Genomic DNA, 21,295 nt, shown 5'->3' on the forward strand with positions numbered 1-21,295 from the left:
ATCATGCCGCCTTTCTGGCGGCCAGACATCCATGCGGACCGGCGCCCGGCGCTGCTGGCGCGCGCGCGCATCAAGAGCGCGCTGCGGCGCTGGTTCGAGGCGCGCGATTTCGTCGAGGTCGAGGCTGCTATCCTGCAGGTCTCGCCCGGCAACGAGACGCATCTGCACGGCTTTGCAACCACGCTGGTCGACAATGCGGGGCTGAGCCATCCCTACTACCTGCACACCTCGCCTGAATTCGCGGCCAAGAAGCTCCTCGCGGCCGGCGAACGCCGCATTTTCGATTTCGCGCGCGTCTTCCGCAATCGCGAGCGTACGGCGCTGCATCATCCCGAATTCACGATGCTGGAATGGTATCGAGCCGGTGAGGATTACGACGCGCTGATGGCCGATTGCGGGGCGCTGATGGCGCTGGCAGCCGAGACTGCGGGGGTGACGACCCTGCGCTGGCGAGAGCGCGAGGCCGATCCTTTCGCCGAGCCTGAGCGGCTGACGCTGCACGAGGCTTTCGCCCGTCATGCCGGCATCGACCTGCTCTCGACGGTAGCGGCCGATGGCACGACCGACCGCGCGGCGCTCGCTGCTGCGGCCATCCCAGCCGGCATCCGGCTCGCCGCCGACGACAGTTGGTCGGACATCTTTAGCCGCGTCCTGTCCGAGCGCATCGAGCCGCATCTCGGCCAAGGCCGCGCCACGATCCTGTGCGAATACCCGATCTCGGAGGCCGCTTTGGCGCGCCCCAAGCCGGGAGATGGCAGGGTGGCTGAACGGTTCGAGTTTTATGCCTGCGGTGTCGAACTCGCCAATGCCTTTGGCGAACTGACCGACGCAAGCGAGCAGCGCCGCCGTTTCGAGGCCGACATGGACGAAAAGGCCCGCATCTATGGCGAGCGCTATCCGATCGACGAGGATTTCCTGGCCGCGCTCTCGGTTATGCCGCAGGCCTCGGGCATCGCGCTCGGCTTCGACCGGCTGGTGATGCTCTGCACAGCGGCCCGCCGCATCGAGGACGTGCTCTGGACGCCAGTGGCGGAACCGGGCAGGACGGCGCGATGAACGCCCATACCCCCAGCCGTGGTATCGATGCGCTGATCGCGCGCGGACTCGTCGCGCCCGATGAGCGCGCGGCGCTCGACGCCGTCGCAGCGCGCTATGCGGTCGCGGTGACGCCGGCGATGGCCGATCTGATCGACCCCAACGATCCCGAAGATCCGATCGCAAGACAGTTCATCCCGAGCGCGGCCGAACTGGTCACGCTGCCGCAGGAGCTGGCCGATCCGATCGGTGACGAGGCGCATTCGCCTGTCGAGGGCGTGGTCCACCGATATCCCGATCGCGCGCTCCTGAAGCTCGTCCATGCCTGCCCGGTCTACTGCCGCTTCTGTTTCCGCCGCGAGATGGTCGGGCCCGGCGGCGATGCGCTGACCGGCGAAAAGCTAGAGGCGGCGCTGGCCTATCTCGCTGCCCATCCCGAGATCTGGGAGGTCATCATGACGGGCGGCGACCCCTTCATCATGACCGCGCGGCGGGTGCGTGCGGTGGCCGAGCGGTTGGCTGCCATTCCTCACATCAAGGTCGCGCGCTGGCACACCCGCGTGCCGATCGTCGATCCCGGCCGCATCACGGAGGAGTTCGCGCAGGCGCTGCGTATTCCCGGCAAGGCGAGCTACATCGCCATTCACGCCAATCACCCGCGCGAGTTCACTGCAGATGCACGCGATGCGATCGCACGCCTCGCCGATGCCGGCCATGTGCTGATCAGCCAGAGCGTGCTGCTCAAGGGCGTCAATGCCGACGTCTCGACGCTGTCGGCGCTGATGCGCGCCTTCGTCGAGAACCGCATAAAGCCCTACTACCTGCATCACCCCGATCTCGCGCCCGGCACGGCGCAGTTCCGCCTCTCGCTGGAGGAGGGGCAGGCCCTCGTCAAAAGCCTGCGCGGGCATCTTTCGGGCCTGTGCCAGCCGACTTATATCCTCGATATCCCTGGTGGGGCCGGCAAGATCCCGGTCGGTCCCGCCTTTCTCTCGGGCTGCGAGACTCCCGGCGCGGAAGCCCTGGCGGAAGATCGCCACGGCGATCTCCACCAATATCCACCGGCCTGAGCGAGCCCTGGCGAGCGGCCGCCATGGAAGGACAAGACAATGCAAGACAAGATGCCCATCGCGATCGTCTCCGACATCGTCTGCCCCTGGTGCTTTATCGGCAAGGCGCGGCTTGAAAAGGCGCTGGAGACACATGGCCTGACGGATCGGGTCGCCATCACCTGGCTGCCCTATGAGTTGAACCCCGACATGCCCGACGAGGGCATGGACCGCACCGCCTACCTCGACTCCAAGTTCGGGCCGGGAAAGCGCAAGGAGATCGAGCTCAGGCTCTCTGAGGCGGCGCTTGAAAGCGGCGTCACCTTCAACTGGGGCAAGGTCACGAAAAGCGTGAACACCCGGATGGCGCACATGCTGGTCGCGGCGGCCTCCACCGTGATGCGCGGCAGCGAGATGACGGCCACCCTCTTCAAAGCCTATTTCCAGGATGGCCGCGATATCGGCGATCTCGACACGCTGGTCGCCATAGCGGGCGAGCTCGGCTTCGACGAGAACGCCGCGCGCGACGAACTCACCAATGACGAGTTGCGCGAGACCGTAATCGGCCTCGAGGCCCATGCACAGAAGGTCGGTGTCACCGGCGTGCCGTTCTTCATCGTCGACGGCAAGCTGGCGGTTTCGGGCGCGCAGACGGCCGATGTCTGGGCGCAGGTGTTCGAGCAGGTCAGGCGCGACGCGGCCTGACCCGATATGGCGACGGTTCGCTATCTCAGTCATCCGCAGGTCGCCATCGACCCGGATGTGCCGGTGCCGGATTGGGGCCTGTCGCCTCTCGGCCGTCAGCGCACGCAGGCGTTTGCGAGCGCGGTGGCGTTGCGGGACACCCGCCGCATCGTCGCGTCTGCCGAGCGCAAGGCGATAGAGACGGCCGAAATCGTCGCGGCGGCGCTCGGCATCGGTGTGGAGATACGGCCGGCCATGCATGAGAACGACCGCTCGGCGACGGGCTATCTGCCGCCGCCAGAATTCGAGGCGACAGCCGATGCGTTCTTCGCCTCGCCCGAGCACAGTGTGCGCGGCTGGGAGCGTGCCATCGACGCCCAGGCTCGCATCGTTGCGGAGGTCGAAGCGGTGCTCGCGAGCCATGCCGGGGCGGGCGACATCCTGCTCGTCGGCCATGGCGGCGTCGGCACCTTGCTGTTCTGTCATCTTGGCCGCGAGCCGATCAGCCGCAGGCGCGACCAGCCCGGCGGTGGCGGCAATATTTTCGCGTTCGACGCCGCGTCGCGAATCGTGCACCACCCCTGGCGGGCCCTGGAGGAGATCGACGACCGATGACGCAGCCGAAATTCAATGACCTGCGCGACCGGATGATCGTGGCGCTCGACGTGCCCACCGTCTGGGACGCCTACCGCATCGTCTCGGCGCTCGGCGACAGCGCGAGCTTCTACAAGATCGGCTACCGCCTGGCCTTCGCCGGCGGGCTCGACCTTGCCCGCCAGCTCGTGACCGAGGGCAAGAAGGTCTTTCTGGACCTCAAGCTTCACGACATCGGCAACACCGTCACCGAGGGCGTGGAATCGCTGACAAAGCTCGGCGTGACCTTCCTGACGGTCCACGCCTATCCGCAGACCATGCGCGGCGCGGTCGAGGGGCGCGGCGACAGCGATCTCCGGATCTTGGCCGTCACTGCGTTGACCTCCTATGACGATGTCGACCTGCGCGACGCCGGCTATTCGCTGGCGGTGCGCGATCTCGTGCGCCTGCGCGCCGAGCAGGCCCGCACATCGGGCATCGACGGTATCGTCTGCTCGGCGGCCGAAACCGAGATCGTACGCGATGTCATCGGCCCCGACATGGTCATCGTCACGCCCGGCATCCGGCCTGCCGGCAGCGCCGCGGGCGACCAGAAGCGCACCCTGACGCCGGCCGAGGCGATCAGGGCCGGCGCCGATCACCTCGTCATCGGGCGTCCCATCATCCGCGCGGCAGACCCGCGTGCGGCGACGGCCGCGATCATGGACGAGATCGCGGCGGCCACGTAGTCTCGCGCGCCGAACCCGAATCCAAGCAGACGGATCGAACACGATGCCCAAGGGATATGTCGTAGCGCGCGCGAAGGTCACCAACGCGACGCAATGGGCGGCCTACGCCGCAAAGGCCTCCGAGGCCATCAAGCAGTATGGCGGCACCCCGCTCGTCCGTGGCGGCCAGATGACGGTTGCCGAAGGCGAGGGCTGCGCCCGCAACGTCGTCATCGAGTTCAAGGATTTCGAGAGCGCCAAGGCCTACGCGAACTCGCCCGAATATGCTGCCGCGCGCAAGCTGCGCGAGGGCGCTGGCGAAATCGACATCGTCGTGGTCGAGGGAGTCTGACTATGGCGAAAGGGTACTGGATCGCCCGTGTCGACGTCGATAACCAGGGCGCCTATGACAGCTATCGCGCCCTGAACGCCGTCGCCTTCGCCAAATACGGCGCAAAGTTCATCGTGCGCGGTGGCGAGTTCAAGCTCGCCCGCGGCGAAGGTCGCAAGCACAACGTCGTTATCGAGTTCAAGGACGAGGCGACCGCGCGCGCCTGCTATGCTTCTCCTGAATACCAGGAGGCGATCAAGCACCTCGCCTTGGCCGGCCAGTCGGACCTGATCATCATCGGCGGCTATGAGGGCCCGCAGCCGGGCGAGTGACGCGCGTGACTCGGCTCCAACAAGACAGCCTGGCCGCCATCGGCGTGATCAGCGGCACCTCGATGGATGGCATCGACGTCTCGATCGTCACCAGTGACGGTCGCGATGCCGTCAGCTTCGGGGCTGGGGTCTCGTATCCCTATCGCGAAAGCACGCGCCGCGATTTGCAGGCGTTGATTGCAGATGCGCAGCGCGCGCTGACGGAGCCCTTGCTGGAACTCGAGGCCGCGGTCACGGCCGACCATCTGGCCGCGATCCAGCGTTTCATCGCGGACCACGACCTCGACCCGGCGACGATCGATCTTGTCGGCCTGCACGGCCAGACCGTCTACCACCGCCCGCAGCAGCGCTTCACGCGCCAGCTGATCGACGGGCCCGCGATTGCTGATGTGTTGGGCATCGCCACCGTCGACCGCTTCCGATACGCCGATGTCGCGGCAGGCGGGGAGGGCGCTCCGCTTGCGCCGCTCTATCACCGCGCACTCGCACAAGTGCTGCCGCAGCCGGTGATGGTGCTGAACCTCGGCGGCGTCGGCAACGTCACCTATATCGACGGCGAGACCGTTATCGCCTTCGATACCGGGCCCGCCAGCGCCATCCTCGACGATTTCGTGCTGCGCCGTCGCGGCATCGCCTATGACGCCGACGGCGCGCTCGCCGCCAGCGGACAGGCGCATGGCTATCTGGTCACCGATTTCATGACCAATCCCTATTTCGACCGCCCGGCGCCGAAATCGCTCGACCGCAACGATTTCCACCGCCGCGCGCAGGTTGTGGAGGGGCTCTCGGATGCCGATGGTGCAGCCACTCTCGCAGCATTCACGATCGAGAGCATCGCGGATTCCCTGCGCCATGTCCCGCGCCCCCCGGCGCGCTGGCTCGTCGGCGGCGGCGGGCGGCTAAATCGACACTTCATGTCAAAGCTCAACGAGCGCCTGGGCGTGCCGGTCGAACCCGTCGAGGCGGCGGGCTGGGACGGCGATGCGCTCGAGGCGCAGGTCTTTGCCTATCTCGCGATCCGCAGCGTCAAGGGCCTGCCGCTGAGCCTGCCCGGTACCACCGGTGTGCCGGAGCCCCTGACAGGCGGGCGCCTGAATTTGCCATCGTCATTGCGAGCGTAGCGAAGCAATCCAGCCTCATAGGGCCCTGCCGCTCCTGGATTGCTTCGTCGCTTACGCTCCTCGCAATGACGGAAGTTCGCGTCCGCAAGAGTCGCGCCGTGCCCCTGTTAGAGCCACAGGCTGGCGAGGAGAGTGGGCTCCGACCCGAAAACCGCTATCGTCCGGTGAAAACCGGAGCGCGCTTGTCCTTGAAGGCGCGCTGGCCCTCGCGATAATCCGCGCTGCTGAAGCAGGCCGCAATCGAGGCCTGGACCGCCGCGACATCGCGCTCGGCCTCTGGCCGCAGGAGATCGCTCAGGGCATGCTTCACGGCGCGCAGCGTCAGCGGCGCATTGGCTGCGACCTGCTCGAGATATCCGGCCGCCTGCGTCTCGAACATTTCGGCATCCCAGCGGCAATTGACGATCCCCATCCGCAGCGCCTCCTCGCAATCGAGAATCCGCGCGCTCAGCAGGAGATCGCTGGCCGGGCCGTTGCCGAGTTTTGCGACCAGCATCGCGATGCCCTCATAGGCATAGCCGAGCCCCAGCCGCGCGGCAGGCACGCGGAAGCGGGCATCGTGGCGCGCCACCCTTATGTCGCAGCTCATCGCCAGCCCGAACCCGCCGCCGAAGCAGATGCCGCGGATCAGGGCGACCACCGGCTTGGTGGCATGGGCCAGCGCCGCGCAACCGGCCAGATAAGCGCCGTCATAGCGCAGCGTCTCGGCCGCGCCGTCGCGCTTGTCGCCGAATTGCGAGATGTCGGCGCCGGCGCAGAACGCGCGGTCGCCTGCGCCTGTGACGACGATGGCGCGGACCGCCTCGTCGGCTTGTGCCCGGGCGACGAGGCCCGGCAGGCTCGCCCACATCTCGAAGGTCATGGCATTGAGGTTGTCGGGCTGGTCGATCACCAGCCTGGCGAGCCCGTCCTCGGCCTCGTAGCGAATTTCTGCCATGCACCTGTCCCGCATTGCGGTCTCATCCGCCGCTACCCACAAGCCTAACGGCAAAACCAGCATCTGACCTCTGCGTTTTCGCAATGCCAGCCCGGTTGCAGCGCGTTGCACGGCAACTTAACTCTCAGGTGTCGCCGCACTCGCTCCTTTCGGACCATCCCGCCTGCGCGACATCTCGAAGGCGGCCTCCGGCACGAACGCAAATCGCGGCATGGCACAGCATCTCGAATTCGGGCTCGATACCTTTGGCGACGTCACCTCAGGGGCAGACGGCGCAGCGCTCCCGCATGCGCAGGTTATCCGCAATGTCATCGCTGAGGGCGTGCTGGCCGACAAGGTCGGTGTCGATTTCTTCGGCGTCGGCGAGCATCACCGCGCCGATTTCGCGATCTCTTCGCCCGAGACCGTGCTGGCGGCGATCGCGCCACTGACCAGCCGGATCAAGCTGGGCTCGGCCGTAACCGTACTGAGCTCGGACGATCCGATCCGCGTCTTCCAGCGCTTCTCGACAGTGGACGCCGCCTCTAACGGGCGCGCCGAGGTCATCCTGGGCCGTGGCTCCTTCACCGAATCCTTCCCGCTTTTCGGCTTCGATCTCAGCCAGTACGAGGTGCTGTTCGAGGACAAGCTCGACCTTTTCGCGGGCCTGATCGCCGGCGGACCCGTGACCTGGAGCGGCAGCACCCGCCCGCCGCTGACCCGGCAGGAGGTCTTCCCCCCGATCGAGCACGGCGCGCTGAAGACCTGGATCGGCGTCGGCGGCAGCCCGGAATCGGTGGTGCGGGCGGCGCGCTACAACCTGCCGCTGATGCTCGCCATCATCGGCGGCGATCCCCAGCGCTTCCGGCCTTATGTCGATCTCTACCACCGCGCCTTCGCCCAGCTCGACAAGCCGGTGCCGCCGGTCGGCGTGCATTCGCACGGCTTCGTGGCCGAGACGGACGCGCAGGCCCGCGAATTGCTTTTCGACGACTACAAGGTGATGCGCGACAAGATCGGCGGCGAGCGCGGCTGGCCGTCGCTGCGGCGGGAGGAGTTCGAGCAGGAGATCGCGCGGGGCTCGCTCTATGTCGGCTCCCCAGAGACCGTTGCGCGAAAGATCGCCGCGACGATGAAGGGGCTGTCCGCCTCGCGCTTCCAGATGAAGTACAGCGCCGGCCCGCTCTCGCATGAGAAGATGATGGGGAGCATCGCCCTCTACGGCGAAAAGGTCATCCCGCTGGTACGCGAGATGCTGGCCTGACCTCGCCCGCCCCTTACGGCATCTTCGCGGGATCGACCGAGATCGACTGCTTCAGCGCCCGCAGGCCGAAAGTCGTGCGGGTCTGGCGGATGCCGGGGATGCGGTAGAGGGTCTGGCGCAGGAAGCGCTCGTAATGGTCGGTTCCTGTGACAGCGACCTTGGCGAGGTAATCGTACTCGCCCGTGACGAGATGCGCTTCGATGACCTCCGGAGCCCGCGCCAGCGCCTCGCCGAACTGGTCCAGGACCTTGTCGTCATGCTTGTCGAGCGTGATCTCGACGAAAACGATGTTGGTATAGCCCAGCACCTTGTGGTCGAGCACGGCGACATATTTTTCGATCGCGCCGCTCTCCTCTAGCCGCTTGACCCGGGTCCAGCACGGCGAGGCCGAGAGCCCCACCTTCTCTGCCAGCGCCTGCGTGGTCAGGCGCCCGTCCTCCCGCAGCGCCGACAGAATCCGCCTGTCGATGGCGTCAAGATCGTCGCTTCGCCGAGGTTTGCCGCTCATCGGTATGCCATTCCGTAAAAGTGCTGTTATGCGGGATATCATTCCGCAAATCAGTGATATCGCAGCCATTTTCGGGAGCAATCTTTTCCTGCGCCGAACTAGCGTTGAGGTCATCGGGGAGTGCCGAGGGGAACAAGCGCGAATTGGCGCGGCCCGCTTGGCGAGGGGGAGACAAGATGTCTTGCCGTTTGTGTCTATCGGCTGAATGCTGCTTCCCGAACAGGGATGGAGCGCGGCCATGACCACCACCACTCCGCTTCGCTTTCACGTGCCGCAGCCGGCGAGCCGGCCGGGCGAGAAACCCGACTTCTCCCATGTCGTCGTGCCCGAGGCTGGTTCGGTCCGGCGCCCGCCGGTCGATGTGGCGCCCGACGAGATCCGCGATCTCGCCTATTCGATCATCCGCGTGCTCGACCGTGACGGGCAGGCAGTGGGGCCCTGGGTGCCCGATCTCGACAAGGATTCGCTGGTCAAGGGCCTGCGCCATATGATGACGCTGCGCGCTTTCGACGCCCGCATGCAGATGGCCCAGCGCCAGGGCAAGACCTCGTTCTACATGCAGCACACGGGCGAGGAGGCGGTCAGCTGCGCCTTCCGCATCGCGCTCTCGCCGGGCGACATGAACTTCCCGACCTACCGTCAGGCGGGGCTGCTCATCGCCAACGAATACCCGCTCGTCGAGATGATGTGCCAGATCTACTCCAACGAGCGCGACCCGATGAAGGGCCGCCAGTTGCCTGTGATGTACTCCTCCAAGGAGCACGGCTTCTTCTCGATCTCCGGCAACCTCACCACCCAGTTCGTGCAGGCAGTCGGCTGGGCCATGGCCTCGGCGATCAAGGGCGATACGAAGATCGCGGCCGCCTGGGTCGGCGATGGTTCGACGGCGGAATCGGATTTCCACGCCGCGCTGGTCTTCGCCTCGACCTACAAGGCGCCTGTCGTCCTCAACGTCGTCAACAACCAGTGGGCCATCTCGACCTTCCAGGGCATCGCCCGCGGCGGTTCCGGTACATTTGCAGCGCGAGGCCTGGGCTTCGGCATTCCGGCCCTGCGCGTCGACGGCAACGACTACCTCGCGACCTATGCGGTGGCGCAATGGGCGGTCGAGCGCGCGCGGCGCAATCTCGGGCCGACGCTGATCGAATACGTCACCTATCGCGCAGGCGCGCATTCGACCTCGGACGATCCTTCCGCCTATCGCCCCAAGCATGAATCCGATGGCTGGCCGCTGGGCGATCCGCTGATCCGGCTGAAGGAACACCTGATCGCCATCGGCGCCTGGACCGAGGAGCGCCACAAGCAGACCGAGGCCGAGATCATGGCCACCGTGATCGCGGCGCAGAAGGAGGCCGAGAGCTTCGGCACGCTGCATGCCGGTGGAAAGCCCTCCGCGCGCGACATTTTCGAGGACGTCTACGCCGAGCTGCCGCCGCATCTGCGCCGCCAGCGCCAGCAGATCGGGGTGTGATGATGGCTTATCGGCAGACGCACCACCCCGTCATTGCGAGCGCAGCGAAGCAATCCAGCAGCAGCGCCCCACGCCTCCCTGGATCGCTTCGTCGCCGCGCTCCTCGCAATGACGGTCGCGGTTCGACCGCGCGCATGGGAGGGCTCTGAGTATGGCCCGCATGACGATGATCGAGGCGATCCGATCCGCCATGGACATCTCGATGGGGCGCGACGAGAACGTCGTGGTCTATGGCGAGGATGTCGGCTTCTTCGGCGGCGTCTTCCGTTGCACCCACGGGCTCCAGCAGAAATACGGCGTCAACCGCTGCTTCGATGCGCCGATCAGCGAGGCCGGCATCGTCGGCACGGCGGTGGGCATGGCGGCGTATGGCTTGCGCCCCTGCGTCGAGATCCAGTTCGCCGACTACATGTACCCGGCCTATGACCAGATCGTCTCCGAGGCCGCGCGCCTGCGCTATCGCTCGGCCGGCGACTTCACCTGCCCGATTACGATCCGCATGCCGACCGGCGGCGGCATTTTTGGCGGGCAGACGCACAGCCAGAGCCCGGAGGCGCTCTTCACCCACGTCTCGGGGCTGAAGACGGTCGTTCCATCGAACCCCTATGACGCAAAAGGCCTGCTGATCGCGGCGATCGAGGACCCGGACCCGGTCATCTTCCTGGAGCCGAAGCGCCTCTATAACGGCCCCTTCGACGGTCATCACGACCGGCCGGTGACGCCCTGGTCGAAGCATGCGCTAGCCGAGGTGCCCGAGGGCCATTACACGCTGCCGCTCGGCAAGGCCGCGATCCGGCGCGAGGGCGCAGCCGCCACCATCATCGCCTATGGCACCATGGTGCATGTCGCCGAGGCCGCAGCCGAGGACACGGGCATCGATGCGGAGGTTATCGACCTGCGCAGCCTCGTCCCGCTCGACCTTGAGACGATCGTCGCCTCCGTCGCCAAGACCGGCCGCTGCATCGTGCTGCATGAGGCGACGCTGACCTCGGGCTTCGGCGCCGAGCTTGCCGCGCTCGTGCAGGAGCACTGCTTCTACCATCTCGAGGCGCCGATCATGCGCGTCGCCGGCTGGGACACGCCTTATCCGCATGCGCAGGAATGGGCCTATTTCCCTGGGCCTGCCCGCGTCGGCCAGGCGCTGCGCGACATCATGGAGGCCCGCTGATGGCCGAGCGCATCATCAAGTTGCCCGATGTCGGCGAGGGCATCGCCGAGGCGGAACTGGTCGAATGGCACGTCAAGGTCGGCGACATCGTCCGCGAGGACGACCTGCTGGCCGCCGTGATGACCGACAAGGCGACGGTGGAGATCCCCGCGCCGACCGATGGCGAGGTGCTCTGGCTCGGCGCCGAGATCGGCGACACCGTCGCGATCGGCTCCGCAATCGTCCGCCTCAAGATAGCCGGCGATGCGCCGGCGAGCGCGGATGCGCCGCCTGCCATTGACGAGGCAGAGGCCGAAAAACCGGCTACCCCGGCTCCAGCCAAGCCGAAGGCTGCTGAACCGGTCGCCGATGCGCCGCCCCGTGCCTTGCCCACCCCCGCGCCCAAAAAAGCGCCGGCTCCGGCTCACGCAACGCAGCCTGCCGTCAGGCGCCCGCCCGGCGAAAAGCCGGTCGCCTCGCCCGCCGTGCGCCTGAAGGCGCGCGAGGCCGGCATCGATCTGCGTCAGGTGGGCGGCAGCGGCCCCGGCGGTCGTATCTCGCATGACGATCTCGACGCGTTCCTGCTGCGTGGCCCAGAAGCGGGCCATGCAACCGGCCTCGCCGAGAAGAGCGGTGTCACCGATATCAAGGTCGTCGGCCTCAGGCGGAAAATCGCCGAGAAGATGGCGCTGTCGAAGTCGCGCATCCCGCACATCACCATCGTCGAGGAGATCAATGTCTCGCCGCTCGAGGATCTGCGCGCGACGCTCAACAGGAAGCTGACGCCCGAGCGCCCGAAACTGACGCTGCTGCCCTTCCTGATGCGCGCCATGGTCAAGGCGATCGCGGAGCAGCCCAACCTGAACGCGCTCTATGACGACGATGCCGGCATCATCCACCAACACGCGGGCATCCATATCGGCATCGCGACGCAGACGCCCGTAGGGCTGATGGTGCCGGTGGTGAAGCATGCCGAGGCGCGTGACATCTGGGCCTGCGGCATCGAGCTCAACCGCATCGCCGAGAAGGCTCGCGACGGCTCCGCCACCCGCGACGAGTTGACCGGCTCGACCATCACGATCACCTCGCTCGGCGCGATGGGCGGCATCGCGACGACGCCGGTGATCAACTATCCGGAAGTCGCCATCGTCGGTGTCAACAAGATGATGGTCCGCCCGGTCTGGGACGGCACCACCTTCGTGCCGCGCAAGATGATGAACCTGTCCTGTTCCTTCGACCACCGCGTCATCGATGGCTGGGATGCGGCGGTCTTCGTGCAGCGGCTGAAGGAACTGATCGAGACCCCCGCCGCGCTGTTCGTGGATATCTGACGCCGATGGGCCCCTCATCACAGGCTGCATCGGCTCCCGTCATTGCGAGGAGGCGCAGCCGACGAAGCAATCCAGACGCGGCAGAGCTCTACGTCCCTCTGGATTGCTTCGCTGCGCTCGCAATGACGGCCGGCATCGAAAGCGGAGTGCGCGCATGACCGAGATCACCTGCAAGCTCCTCGTCATCGGCGGCGGACCCGGCGGCTATGTCTGCGCCATTCGCGCCGGCCAGCTCGGTATCGACACCGTCATCGTCGAGAGCACGAAGCTCGGCGGCACCTGCCTCACCGTCGGCTGCATTCCCTCCAAGGCGATGATCCATGTCGCCGAGGAGTTCGAAAAGGCGAGCCATGCCGCGGCCGGGAAGACGCCCTTCGGCCTGACGGCGGCCGAGCCCAGGCTCGACCTCAAGCAGGCGGTGGCCTGGAAGGACGGCATCGTCCAGCGCCTGAACAATGGCGTCGCGGCGCTGCTGCGCAAGGCCAAGGTCAAGATTGTCCATGGCAGGGCAAGTTTCAAAGACGGCAAGACCGTCCTCGTAGAGACCGAGACCGGGCCGCGCACGATCCGGGCCGAGACCATCGTGATCGCGACAGGCTCCGTGCCGGTCGAGCTGCCCTTCCTGCCCTTCGGCGGCAATGTGATCTCGTCCACGGGCGCGCTCGCGCTGACCGAGTTGCCGAAGCGGCTCACGGTGGTGGGCGGCGGCTATATCGGGCTCGAACTGGGCATTGCCTTCGCCAAGCTCGGCGCCCGCGTCACGGTGGTGGAGGCGCAGGATCGCATCCTGCCGCTCTACGACGCAGAACTTACCGGCCCGGTTGCCAAGAAACTCGTGAGCCTCGGGGTCGAGGTGCTGCTCGGGGCAAAGGCGCGCGGCGCGACATCCAAGGGCGACGCACTGATGGTCGAGACTTCTGACGGGCAGGAAAAGCGCATCGCCTCGGACAGGATCTTGGTCACGGTCGGGCGCGCGCCAGCGACCGCAGGGCTCGGGCTCGAGGAACTGGTGCTCGACATGGATGGCCGTTTCATCCGCATCGGCGAACGCTGCGAGACCTCCATGCGCGGGGTCTATGCGATCGGGGACGTCACCGGCGAGCCGATGCTGGCGCACCGGGCGATGGCTCAGGGAGAGATGGCGGCGGAGATCGTCGCCGGACTGCCGCGCGCCTGGGACAAGCGCTGCATCCCGGCGATCTGCTTCACCGATCCCGAGATCGTATCGGTCGGCCTTTCGCCCGATGAGGCCAAGCGCGCCGGGCTCGATGTCCGGATCGGGCAGTTCCCCTTAGCCGCCAGCGGCCGCGCCATGACGCGCGACGCCGAACAGGGCTTCATCCGCATCGTGGCGCAGGCGGGCACACAGGCTGTGCTGGGCGTTCAGGCGGTCGGCTCGGGCGTGTCGGAGCTCTCGACCGCCTTCGGCCTCGCCATCGAGATGGGCGCGACGCTGGAGGACATCGCTGGCACGATTCATGCTCACCCGACACTGGGGGAGGGGTTCCAGGAGGCGGCGCTCAAGGCGCTGGGGCACGCCATTCACATCTGAAGGGGAGGCGGCGAGGGTGTTTGGGAGTCCTGTTCGTCCGGGCGAGCGGAACTGCCGGAGTCAGCCCTTTGTCGCGCGCGAGGCGCGTTTGACCTTCTCGGCAAGGGCTGCCTTTGCGGGCGATCTCGGTGCGGCCTTGCGACCGAGGCCCATCGACTTTGCGAGCGCGGAGCGCGCTTCGGCATAGGCAGGAGCAACCATCGGGTAGTCCGCAGCCAGGCCCCATTTGGCGCGATACTGTTCCGGCGACATGTGGTACTTGCTGCTGAGATGGCGCTTCAGCGATTTGAATGACTTGCCGTCCTCGAGGCAGATGATTGCCTCGGGCGTAACTGATTTTCGGATCGCGATAGCCGGCACGAGAGGTTCCGCGGCGATGGCGGGCGCCGCGCCGCCAAGCCCGCTCAGCGCCGAATGCGTGCTGGCGATCAGGCCGGCGAGATCGCTGCGGGGCACATTGTTCCGCGTGACATAGGCTGCAACAATCGAGGCCGTCAGCTCCAGAAGGTCTTCGTTGTTCTCCGCCATGATGAACCTCGCGCTGAAAAAAATGTCGCTAATTGGATCTGTATGGTCATCATAGATTCCGCTGCCGGAGCATGTCTATCTCCGAAAATCTATTTGCGCCTGCGCGAAGAGATGAGAACTAGCGGCTGACCTAACTATTTTGGATGGTTGGAGCACGTAATTCCCCGCGCGCTATGCGTGGAATGTCCACACTGTCTTGCCGCCCATGACGACGGCGCGTCGCTGCCATCCGCAATCATGGTGTTGCCGTGGGGCTCTGCAGCCATGATATCGAACTGCGCCGCAACCGGGCGATGACATGTGCTTCCGGGCTCGCGTCTTCTCCTGCCCGGGCGGTCCACGATAGGCCTGGAGGAAACATCACGATGCGTTTGACCCGCCGCCGTCTCACGGCAGGGCTGCTTGCCGCACCTGCGCTCATCGCTGCCACGGGTGGCCATGCCGCCGGTCGTCCGGTCACGGTGGCTTCCCTGCTGGGCGAGGACAAGCCGGAAACGCTGGTCTGGCGCCGGATCGGGGAGAGCCTCGCCAGGACCGCGCCCGGCCGCTTCGATCTTCGCATCGTCGCCAATGCCGCGCTGGGCGGCGAGAAGGAGGTTGCCGAAGGGATCCGCCTGGGTTCGGTGCAGGCCTCGCTGTCGACGATCTCGGCCCTGTCGGGCTGGGTCCCGGAAGGGCAGATCCTGGACCTTCCCTTCCTGTTCCGCGACCGCAGCCATCTCAAGCGGGTTCTTGCCGGCCCTCTCGGGACGGAACTCAAGGGGAAATACGAGGCGCAGGGTTTCGTCGTGCTCGGCTTCATCAACTATGGCGCGCGTCATCTCCTGGCCAAGGAGCCGCTCACGACGCCGGCGAGCATCAAGGGCAAGCGTATCCGGGTGATCCAGAGCCCGCTGCACACGGAATTGTGGTCAGGGCTCGGCGCCTATCCGACGCCGATCCCGATCCCCGAAACCTATAACGCGCTCAAGACAGGCGTGGTCGACGCGATGGATCTGACGAAATCGGCCTATGTCGGCTTCAAGCTGCATGAGGTCGTGCCCTATCTGGTCGAGACCGGGCACATCTGGGCTTCGGGCGTGATCTTCGTGTCGGCCGCGTTCTGGAGGAGCCTGTCGCAGCAGGACAAGGAAGCGCTCGCCGCTGCCGCAGCCGAAGGTGTCGGCTATTTCGACGAGCTCATCGTCGCCGACGAGGATGCATCCATGGCCAAGGCTCGTGCCGAGGGCGGCAAGGTCGTGCAGGCCGAGGATCGTGCCGGTTGGGAAGCCGGGGCCCGCAAGGTCTGGACATCCTTCGCACCGAAGCTGGGCGGCATCGGCAAGATCGAGGCCGTGGCCGCGACCGCCTGACGTCCGGCGAAGGCGTCGACGATTCCTGATAAGTCTTCGGGCAGCCGAGACGGGGTTTTTGACCCGGTCCGGCCGCCTGATGGTTCTCTTGTGCTTATGCAGTCGCTTTGGCGCGGGGTACGCGCTTGGCCTTTGCCGCCTCGGCGACCGGAGCCGACTTGCGGCCGAGGCCGATCGACTTCGCCAGCGCCGAACGCGCTTCTGCGTAGTTGGGGGCGACCATCGGATAATCGGACGGCAGGCCCCACTTGGCGCGATACTGGTCGGGGGTCAGGCCGAACTTGCTGAGGTGGCGCTTCAGCGACTTGAAGGCCTTGCCGTCTTCCAGGCAGATGATGGCGTCCGGCGTGACCGACTTCCTGATGGAGACAGCCGGAACGAGCGGAGCGGCGGCGGGCGCTTCCGGCTCGCTGCCAAGCTTGTTGAGCGCGGCATGAGTGCTCGCGATCAGGGCTGTCAGTTCGCCGGCCGGGACATTGTTGTGTGAGACGTAAGCTGCAACGATCGAGGCTGTCAGATCGAGAAGCTCTGCATTGTTGTCGTCCATGACGGATCCTAAACAGAAAAGTTGCGAGACGATATTTGGCTGCGATTATCAGCTACGCATTGCATTGGAAGTTTCAATGCTTTGCCTCACAATATTCCAATGGGCAAGGGTGCTGACACTGCATTTCGGACTATGCTCGTAGGCTTATGCACAACCACTGCGCGATTGTGCTGATGAATTTGTTGAAGATCACGATCAAACGGCAGGCCCCAAAGTTCTGCCGACGGGAATGTCTGGCGCACCTCCACCTCTCGCCGAAACGGTGTTGTTGCGATCTGAAATTTCATCTTGGGTTTGGATAAAATACGTTGCCACGCAAGGCTTTGGCTAGAGGCAGATCAGCCGAGATCAAAAAACATGAACGCCTGCCGGCAGCCGAAGACGTCGAAAATCCAGGGTGATATTTTAGAACGAAATCAGGTTGAAAAGTGAAATACTGCCGCGCGCCGACCAGCGTGCCCTATCGGAGGTTGTCGACAGAAAATGGCCCCCCGACACAAGCTTCACTGTGCCGCAGAAGCGAGATCAGGCGGTCGTCAACTGCATCAAGCTGGCTGATTCTCCCGAGCGCGCGCTACATTCGTTTCGGTCCGCACAGCTCGCGCACGCGCCAGGAGCGCTTCACGTTGCGAGCGGCAGCCTCCTCTGCGAGGCCTGAGCCTTCGCGCCGATATCCGCAGGCCGGTGCTGGATCCGGGGGCCACGCCGCAGCGGTCGAACTAGCTCATCCCGAGAGTGGTGAGGTCCTCAGATCTGCGGATCACCGGAGCGCGCCGGTAATACTCAGTTGCCTTTGCGTAACGTTGCCACCGCGGCGCGGAAGCCTGTCCGCGCCTTTGCTAAAAGCCGATGTTCAGGCCGGCGCGGACGACGTCCCCCTTGATGCGCGTGCGCATCGTCGCGAACTCGCCCGGCGCCAGTCCGGTGATCTCGCTCAGCGTCAGCTGACGGGAGCCGAGCTGGTAATGCAGGTAGTCGAGCTTCAGGGAGATCGCCGGGCCCAGCGCGTATTCCAGGCCGCCGCCCAGCGTCCAGCCACCGGCCATTCCCGACTGCGATCCGACGGCGGTCGGATTGTTGGTAGGGACAGGCGAGATGGAGCCGGTCTGCTCGACCTTGCCATAGGCATAGCCGCCCGTCGCAAACACCATAAGGTCCCCGAACGAGACGCCGGCGCGCGCCCTGACGGTGCCCAGCATGCTGAGTTCGGTCTTGTTGCGGGTCGTCACCTCGACGCCATATAGGTTCACGGCATAGGACGCCTCGCTGTCGATCCGGCTGGCGGCAATGTCCGCTTCGGCGCCGACGACGACTGCTCCGATCTGGTAGTTGAAGCCAAACTGCGCCCCGCCAACCACGCCATTGCCAGACGACCGCAAGCCGGAGGGCACGTTGCCCGCGCCGATCGATTCACGGATGGACTGTGTCGGGCCAAAGCCGTCGAGAGTCGACGGCGTCTGCAATTGGCCGCCGCCGATCGAGCCGCCGACGTAGAAATTGGTCCAGCGCGGCCGGCCCGGCAGCGTTTCGGGCAGGAGCGGCACCTCGCTAACCTGCGATGGTGGTGCGGCGGGGGGATATGATTGCGCCGGCTCCGAGCGACGCCTTGGCCCGGCGACGCGGATCGGGTCCGGGCCGCGCGGCGTGAAGTCGGCGCGACCGGTTCGAGGCTGTATTCCGGGACAGACCGGGCACATTGCAGCGGTCTGGATGAGGCGGTTGCGACTGGGCGCGTTCGCGGCGAGGCGCAGTGCCTCGTTGAGATGCTGCGAGCCCGGATAGAGGCGCGCGAACATCCTGAAGGATTCGGCGTCGCCTGCGCGTACCGTCTCGGCCCAGGCGGTCTCCTCGGTGCGGAGGCTGGCCAGTCGATGAACGCGAAGGGCACGCTGATCATCGGGCTGCACCTCGAGGAAGCCGCGATAGATATCGGGACGATCCCACGCAATCGCCGCCCGGTATGCGTCCGCAGGTGCCATCGACCGCAGCGAGGCGACGGTCGGGCGCGTCGTCAGCGAGACTTGCCCGGCGGCTTGCGCCGGCGCTGGCTGCGCTGTGCCCGCGCCGCCCTCGAAGAAGCTGAAATTCGTGATCAGCGAAGAGGTGTCCCAAGGGATCTGCAATCCGTTGGTGGTGTCATGGACGTCTAGCCGCACTCGCCGGAAGAGCTGCTCGACCGGCAGGCCGCGCTCGCGCATCTGCCGCAGCAGCGCGGTTGTGAAGGGGCTGTTGGCGCCTGTACCGTCTGCTGCCGTGGCTCCGGGCGAGGTCGCGAAGGCGACGAAGGTGCCGCTCTTGGAATCGATGCGCGCCAGCCCGGCCTCGCTGCGGATGCCGTCGCTCGCGCCGTCGACGAGTTGCAGCGAAAGCCCGCGCGCCAGATCCTGGCCGGCGAAGGGGTTGTTGCGACAGGCATCCAGGATGATGATCTTGGCGACGGCGCCGGTCGCGTCGAGCCGCTTGAGGATGTCGCTCAGCGACAGAGCCTGGGCTGGGATATTGGCCGAGCCTTCGGGCTTGATATCGACCGGGAGCAGATAGTTTGAGCCGCCGAGCTGCACCGCATGGCCGGCATAATAGACCAGCGCGGTTGCGCCCGGGCCCGCGTGCTGAAGCTTCATGATGAAGCTGTCGAGGCCGCCGCGCAGTCCCGGCAATGTCGAATCCAGCGCTGGCATGACGTCGAAGCCGGCATCGCGCAGGGCGGCCGCCGTGGCGTTGGCGTCGTTGATGGCGTTGGGAAGCTGGGCGACATTGCGATAGGCGCCATTGCCGACGATGAAAGCAAAACGCTTCTGCGCCATTGCGGCGCTGGCGTCGAAGGCCAGGGCCGCGCAGATAAGGCCTAGCCAGATCAGGATGCGGCTTCGCATCGCAAGGGCGCTTCGCATGATGCCTCCGGGACTGAAGGACTGCCGCAATCCTCGCTTCGTCGCGCGGTGGCCGGCCTTCGCCAGACGGTATCCTGGGGGCGCCCAGCCCATCACGCATCCGTCATTCGAAGGAAGCGAATCATGATCCAACCCGGATCTTGTCTCGCCGGGATCGATCGGATGGCCTGAGTTTACGCCTCAGGGCTCGCGCAGCACGCGAAAGCCGTTGGTGTAGAAGCGCACATCGGCCTCGTATTTGAAGCGCGCGGCCGAGCGCAGATAGCGTGGATCGTTGTTGAACGAGCCGCCGCGCAGGACGCGCTCGCGGCAGGCCGGAGTGGTGTAGGCGCTGCCGTCGCGCGGCGCCGAGCGATAGGTCTCGCTCCAGCAATCGGCGACCCATTCGGCGGCATTGCCGGCCATGTCGTAGAGGCCGAGCGCGTTGGCGGGGAATTGCCCGACCTCGACGGTCTGCTTGCGGGCCTGCGCATTGCAGCCGACGCAATTGGCCTGCTCCTTGTCGATGGTGCGCCCCCAGGGGTAGGTCGTACTCGAGCCGGCGCGGGCGGCATACTCCCACTCGGCCTCGCTCGGCAGGCGGTATTTGCGCTTCGTCTTGAGCGAGAGCCAGGCGGTGTAGGCGACGGCGTCGTTCCAGTGGATGTCGGTCACGGGGCGCTTTCCCCGGCCAAGATTGCGGTCGTTGGGACGGTAGCTGCAGCCGCCCTGGTCGACGCAGGCGTCCCATTCGGCGAAGGTGACCTCGCGTGTTCCGAGATAGAAGCCGCTGCGGATCGTCACCGGGTGCACGGGCTTCTCGAACTCGAAGAACTCGTTCGAGCCCATCTCGAAACTGCCCGGCGGGATCAGCGTCACTTCGGGGCAGTCGTCGCAGTCGCGGATGGTCTTCTCGGCGCCACGGGCGGCGGGAGGCTGGCCCTGCACCGTAGCGGCCATGCGGGCGTTCGAGGCGCCGGACCTGCCCTGGTAGAGCTGCTCGCGGGCGCGGGCCAATGTCGCGAAGCGGCCATTCGGGTAGGCCTCCAGATAGGCGCGATACTCGGCAGCATTCTCGCTGGCCTTGATCGTGTCCCAGAAGGAGAGCTCATAGGCGTCGGGCTGGCCGCCCTGCGGCGGAATGTCGGGCGGCACGATGACGGCGCGGCTGCTCTGCGCGATTTCGAGCTGGCGGCCGGGCTGCGTCACGACCAGCCCCTTCGGTGGGGTCGAGGACAGCCAGAGCGGCGGCTGGCGTGGTCCCTGGCGTGCCATCGCGTCGCGGATTCGGGGCAGCGCGACAGCCATATCGAGATTGGGCGCGCGTAGAGCCTTCAGCCACTCTGCCACGGCCGGAGACTGGCCGGCTATACGGCCGGGCGGGGCGACCGAGGCCACGGCGATGCTCTCCATGCGATCCACCGGCGCCAGGCCCTTCAGGCCGCTGCCGATCGCCTCCTGCCACGGATTATCGCGGCTCGCGTCCAGGAACACGACGGCGCTCAGCGGACGCGAGACGATCAGCGGATCGAGGATCGCGTCGAGATCGACGGCCTGCCTGCTGACATCCTGCGCCGTCAGGGCGGACGTGTTCGCCGGCACCAGCACATTGCGGCCGCGCAGCTGCACGGCGTGGCCGGCATAGAACACCACGGCGATGCCGCCGCGCCGCAGCTTGCCGCGAAAACTCTCGATCCCCGCCAGCATCTCGGTGCGACCGCCATTCTCAACGCTCACGACATCGAAACGGCCCTGGCGCAGGGCCTCCGTGACCATGCGAGCGTCGTGTGTCGCCTCCGGGGCGCTGGCGCGCTCATACGCCGCGTTGCCGATGACGAGCGCGACCCGGGCCGGCTCGCCTGCGGGTTGGGCCAGGGCCGGCAGGGCAAGACTTGTCCAGACAAGACAGGCCCAGACAAGGGCTGGGAAGACGCACCGGCAGGATCGCATCATCGC

Annotated in this window: 20 protein-coding genes; 14 read left to right on the forward strand and 6 right to left on the reverse strand. The window is 66.2% G+C overall.

What is annotated here, in order from left to right; all coding sequences use genetic code 11:
- Positions 1 to 3 precede the first annotated feature (3 nt).
- Genes epmA through AC1D2L_RS10340 form a run of 8 tightly spaced genes read left to right on the forward strand, consistent with a single transcriptional unit; the run spans position 4 to position 5,853 of the window.
- Positions 4 to 1,056, forward strand: coding sequence for an EF-P lysine aminoacylase EpmA (gene epmA, locus AC1D2L_RS10305; RefSeq protein WP_476845854.1), 1,053 nt, complete (start codon positions 4 to 6; stop codon positions 1,054 to 1,056).
- The gene (locus AC1D2L_RS10310; protein ID WP_476845761.1) at positions 1,053 to 2,105 is read left to right on the forward strand and encodes a lysine-2,3-aminomutase-like protein; all 1,053 of its coding nucleotides are present in this window, start codon (positions 1,053 to 1,055) and stop codon (positions 2,103 to 2,105) included. Before epmA ends, AC1D2L_RS10310 begins: the two co-directional genes overlap by 4 nt.
- 39 nt (positions 2,106 to 2,144) lie before the next feature.
- Positions 2,145 to 2,789: a DsbA family oxidoreductase gene (locus tag AC1D2L_RS10315; protein WP_476845762.1), complete on the forward strand. Its 645-nt coding sequence runs from the start codon at positions 2,145 to 2,147 to the stop codon at positions 2,787 to 2,789.
- Between the two features lie 6 nt (positions 2,790 to 2,795).
- On the forward strand, positions 2,796 to 3,383 hold the full coding sequence (locus AC1D2L_RS10320; RefSeq protein WP_476845763.1) for a histidine phosphatase family protein: 588 nt from the start codon (positions 2,796 to 2,798) through the stop codon (positions 3,381 to 3,383).
- Positions 3,380 to 4,090, forward strand: coding sequence for an orotidine-5'-phosphate decarboxylase (gene pyrF, locus AC1D2L_RS10325; protein WP_476845764.1), 711 nt, complete (start codon positions 3,380 to 3,382; stop codon positions 4,088 to 4,090). Before AC1D2L_RS10320 ends, pyrF begins: the two co-directional genes overlap by 4 nt.
- Positions 4,091 to 4,133: 43 nt before the next feature.
- Positions 4,134 to 4,421, forward strand: a complete 288-nt coding sequence (locus AC1D2L_RS10330; RefSeq protein ID WP_476845765.1) for a DUF1330 domain-containing protein — start codon at positions 4,134 to 4,136, stop codon at positions 4,419 to 4,421.
- 2 nt (positions 4,422 to 4,423) lie between these two features.
- Positions 4,424 to 4,732, forward strand: a complete 309-nt coding sequence (locus AC1D2L_RS10335) for a DUF1330 domain-containing protein (protein ID WP_476845766.1) — start codon at positions 4,424 to 4,426, stop codon at positions 4,730 to 4,732.
- A 5-nt stretch (positions 4,733 to 4,737) separates the two neighbouring features.
- Positions 4,738 to 5,853 (forward strand): anhydro-N-acetylmuramic acid kinase, encoded by a 1,116-nt coding sequence (locus AC1D2L_RS10340; protein ID WP_476845767.1) that lies wholly within the window; start codon positions 4,738 to 4,740, stop codon positions 5,851 to 5,853.
- A 154-nt stretch (positions 5,854 to 6,007) separates the two neighbouring features.
- Here AC1D2L_RS10340 and AC1D2L_RS10345 read toward each other — a convergent pair whose 3' ends face one another.
- Positions 6,008 to 6,790 carry an enoyl-CoA hydratase gene (locus AC1D2L_RS10345; protein WP_476845768.1) on the reverse strand — a complete coding sequence of 261 codons (783 nt, stop codon included), beginning with the start codon at positions 6,788 to 6,790 and terminating at the stop codon, positions 6,008 to 6,010.
- A 211-nt stretch (positions 6,791 to 7,001) separates the two neighbouring features.
- Here AC1D2L_RS10345 and AC1D2L_RS10350 point away from each other — a divergent pair, with 211 nt between their 5' ends.
- Positions 7,002 to 8,033 (forward strand): LLM class flavin-dependent oxidoreductase, encoded by a 1,032-nt coding sequence (locus AC1D2L_RS10350; protein WP_476845769.1) that lies wholly within the window; start codon positions 7,002 to 7,004, stop codon positions 8,031 to 8,033.
- A gap of 13 nt (positions 8,034 to 8,046) precedes the next feature.
- On the opposite strand, the gene AC1D2L_RS10355 is transcribed toward AC1D2L_RS10350, so the two are convergent.
- Positions 8,047 to 8,541, reverse strand: a complete 495-nt coding sequence (locus AC1D2L_RS10355) for an Lrp/AsnC family transcriptional regulator (protein WP_476845770.1) — start codon at positions 8,539 to 8,541, stop codon at positions 8,047 to 8,049.
- A gap of 238 nt (positions 8,542 to 8,779) precedes the next feature.
- Here AC1D2L_RS10355 and AC1D2L_RS10360 point away from each other — a divergent pair, with 238 nt between their 5' ends.
- The 4 genes from AC1D2L_RS10360 (at position 8,780) to lpdA (ending at position 14,042) form a co-directional block, all read left to right on the forward strand.
- The gene (locus AC1D2L_RS10360) at positions 8,780 to 10,012 is read left to right on the forward strand and encodes a thiamine pyrophosphate-dependent enzyme (protein WP_476845771.1); all 1,233 of its coding nucleotides are present in this window, start codon (positions 8,780 to 8,782) and stop codon (positions 10,010 to 10,012) included.
- 151 nt (positions 10,013 to 10,163) lie between these two features.
- Positions 10,164 to 11,180 carry an alpha-ketoacid dehydrogenase subunit beta gene (locus AC1D2L_RS10365; protein WP_476845772.1) on the forward strand — a complete coding sequence of 339 codons (1,017 nt, stop codon included), beginning with the start codon at positions 10,164 to 10,166 and terminating at the stop codon, positions 11,178 to 11,180.
- On the forward strand, positions 11,180 to 12,490 hold the full coding sequence (locus AC1D2L_RS10370; RefSeq protein ID WP_476845773.1) for a dihydrolipoamide acetyltransferase family protein: 1,311 nt from the start codon (positions 11,180 to 11,182) through the stop codon (positions 12,488 to 12,490). Before AC1D2L_RS10365 ends, AC1D2L_RS10370 begins: the two co-directional genes overlap by 1 nt.
- 154 nt (positions 12,491 to 12,644) lie before the next feature.
- The gene (gene lpdA / locus AC1D2L_RS10375; RefSeq protein ID WP_476845774.1) at positions 12,645 to 14,042 is read left to right on the forward strand and encodes a dihydrolipoyl dehydrogenase; all 1,398 of its coding nucleotides are present in this window, start codon (positions 12,645 to 12,647) and stop codon (positions 14,040 to 14,042) included.
- A gap of 60 nt (positions 14,043 to 14,102) precedes the next feature.
- On the opposite strand, the gene AC1D2L_RS10380 is transcribed toward lpdA, so the two are convergent.
- On the reverse strand, positions 14,103 to 14,570 hold the full coding sequence (locus AC1D2L_RS10380; protein WP_476845775.1) for a Ros/MucR family transcriptional regulator: 468 nt from the start codon (positions 14,568 to 14,570) through the stop codon (positions 14,103 to 14,105).
- Between the two features lie 365 nt (positions 14,571 to 14,935).
- On the opposite strand from AC1D2L_RS10380, the gene AC1D2L_RS10385 reads away from it, so the two are divergent.
- A complete protein-coding gene (locus AC1D2L_RS10385) occupies positions 14,936 to 15,922 on the forward strand; it encodes a TRAP transporter substrate-binding protein (protein ID WP_476845776.1) in 987 nt (328 codons plus the stop codon).
- A gap of 94 nt (positions 15,923 to 16,016) precedes the next feature.
- Here AC1D2L_RS10385 and AC1D2L_RS10390 read toward each other — a convergent pair whose 3' ends face one another.
- The 3 genes from AC1D2L_RS10390 to AC1D2L_RS10400 all read right to left on the reverse strand — a co-directional run bounded on the left by AC1D2L_RS10390 (position 16,017) and on the right by AC1D2L_RS10400 (position 21,289).
- Positions 16,017 to 16,469 (reverse strand): Ros/MucR family transcriptional regulator, encoded by a 453-nt coding sequence (locus tag AC1D2L_RS10390; RefSeq protein ID WP_476845777.1) that lies wholly within the window; start codon positions 16,467 to 16,469, stop codon positions 16,017 to 16,019.
- 839 nt (positions 16,470 to 17,308) lie between these two features.
- Positions 17,309 to 19,360 carry a caspase family protein gene (locus AC1D2L_RS10395; protein ID WP_476845778.1) on the reverse strand — a complete coding sequence of 684 codons (2,052 nt, stop codon included), beginning with the start codon at positions 19,358 to 19,360 and terminating at the stop codon, positions 17,309 to 17,311.
- 180 nt (positions 19,361 to 19,540) lie between these two features.
- Complete coding sequence (locus AC1D2L_RS10400; protein WP_476845779.1) at positions 19,541 to 21,289, reverse strand: SUMF1/EgtB/PvdO family nonheme iron enzyme; 1,749 nt, start codon at positions 21,287 to 21,289, stop codon at positions 19,541 to 19,543.
- Positions 21,290 to 21,295 lie beyond the last annotated feature (6 nt).

The organism is Allobosea sp. P1_B10 (assembly GCF_056406735.1).

Bases quoted from the DNA above. Each gene is read 5' to 3' on its own strand.
- epmA (WP_476845854.1), top strand. From the start codon at position 4: ATGCCGCCTTTCTGGCGGCCAGACATCCATGCGGACCGGCGCCCGGCG.
- AC1D2L_RS10310 (WP_476845761.1), top strand. From the start codon at position 1,053: ATGAACGCCCATACCCCCAGCCGTGGTATCGATGCGCTGATCGCGCGC.
- AC1D2L_RS10315 (WP_476845762.1), top strand. From the start codon at position 2,145: ATGCAAGACAAGATGCCCATCGCGATCGTCTCCGACATCGTCTGCCCC.
- AC1D2L_RS10320 (WP_476845763.1), top strand. From the start codon at position 2,796: ATGGCGACGGTTCGCTATCTCAGTCATCCGCAGGTCGCCATCGACCCG.
- pyrF (WP_476845764.1), top strand. From the start codon at position 3,380: ATGACGCAGCCGAAATTCAATGACCTGCGCGACCGGATGATCGTGGCG.
- AC1D2L_RS10330 (WP_476845765.1), top strand. From the start codon at position 4,134: ATGCCCAAGGGATATGTCGTAGCGCGCGCGAAGGTCACCAACGCGACG.
- AC1D2L_RS10335 (WP_476845766.1), top strand. From the start codon at position 4,424: ATGGCGAAAGGGTACTGGATCGCCCGTGTCGACGTCGATAACCAGGGC.
- AC1D2L_RS10345 (WP_476845768.1), bottom strand. From the start codon at position 6,790: ATGGCAGAAATTCGCTACGAGGCCGAGGACGGGCTCGCCAGGCTGGTG.
- AC1D2L_RS10350 (WP_476845769.1), top strand. From the start codon at position 7,002: ATGGCACAGCATCTCGAATTCGGGCTCGATACCTTTGGCGACGTCACC.
- AC1D2L_RS10355 (WP_476845770.1), bottom strand. From the start codon at position 8,541: ATGAGCGGCAAACCTCGGCGAAGCGACGATCTTGACGCCATCGACAGG.
- AC1D2L_RS10360 (WP_476845771.1), top strand. From the start codon at position 8,780: ATGACCACCACCACTCCGCTTCGCTTTCACGTGCCGCAGCCGGCGAGC.
- AC1D2L_RS10365 (WP_476845772.1), top strand. From the start codon at position 10,164: ATGGCCCGCATGACGATGATCGAGGCGATCCGATCCGCCATGGACATC.
- AC1D2L_RS10370 (WP_476845773.1), top strand. From the start codon at position 11,180: ATGGCCGAGCGCATCATCAAGTTGCCCGATGTCGGCGAGGGCATCGCC.
- lpdA (WP_476845774.1), top strand. From the start codon at position 12,645: ATGACCGAGATCACCTGCAAGCTCCTCGTCATCGGCGGCGGACCCGGC.
- AC1D2L_RS10380 (WP_476845775.1), bottom strand. From the start codon at position 14,570: ATGGCGGAGAACAACGAAGACCTTCTGGAGCTGACGGCCTCGATTGTT.
- AC1D2L_RS10385 (WP_476845776.1), top strand. From the start codon at position 14,936: ATGCGTTTGACCCGCCGCCGTCTCACGGCAGGGCTGCTTGCCGCACCT.
- AC1D2L_RS10390 (WP_476845777.1), bottom strand. From the start codon at position 16,469: ATGGACGACAACAATGCAGAGCTTCTCGATCTGACAGCCTCGATCGTT.
- AC1D2L_RS10395 (WP_476845778.1), bottom strand. From the start codon at position 19,360: ATGCGAAGCGCCCTTGCGATGCGAAGCCGCATCCTGATCTGGCTAGGC.
- AC1D2L_RS10400 (WP_476845779.1), bottom strand. From the start codon at position 21,289: ATGCGATCCTGCCGGTGCGTCTTCCCAGCCCTTGTCTGGGCCTGTCTT.